The organism is Escherichia sp. WS1265, from assembly GCF_046487585.1.
In the GTDB taxonomy this organism is placed as follows: domain Bacteria; phylum Pseudomonadota; class Gammaproteobacteria; order Enterobacterales; family Enterobacteriaceae; genus Escherichia; species Escherichia coli.
Map to the genome: position 1 here is coordinate 1 of NZ_JBJQJE010000098.1, position 626 is coordinate 626.

Annotated in this window: 1 protein-coding gene; it reads right to left on the minus strand. The window is 52.6% G+C overall.

What is annotated here, in order from left to right:
* Positions 1–421: 421 nt before the first annotated feature.
* Positions 422–626 (minus strand): putative zinc ribbon protein (locus ACJHX3_RS25020; protein WP_214291332.1); only part of this gene is annotated, 205 nt, incomplete at its 5' end.

Sequence of the window (626 nt, forward strand, 5' to 3'; positions counted from 1 at the left end):
GCTGTTTAAATTCGGGAGGATAATTAGGGCAGCCTTTTCGCCTGCCGGGAGTCACATTTTTCTGCATATCTGACACTTTGGTTCCCACTACTTATTTGGTGGACACCACTTTGTCTAATTCGTCAGATTCTGACCAGACGGTTCAGGCTGTACGCTTACCACTATTTTATCCCTGTTGAATTTGGTTAAGCCGGTGCAGACGCGCCGGGAAACGCACACCTGAACCGGCACAATAAAATACAATACAACCCCCTGTTACTGGAGATACGAATGGAATGACGAGGCAGCCTGTCAGTCACAGGGGGCTGTTGGCATAAAATCAACGGAAAGGCCACCAACACCGGAATTAAGCTCCACAGTCCCCGCACTGGCAATCCATTCCCGGGAAAGGCATCACCGCAAACTGCTCCGGAGGCAACCATTACAGCCTCTGTAACGGATTATCAGCCCTGGCATCTTCCGACGGCACCTCCTGCCGCCCCCACGCCCTGCTGTATACCCCGGTACCGCAGCGTGGGCAGCACTTTTCCCCCTCATAATCTTCGTCACACATCACACAAAACCACTTTCTCACCTTCACCGTATAATCCGGAACCGTCATGCCCTGCAGATGCAAACGACGGGCC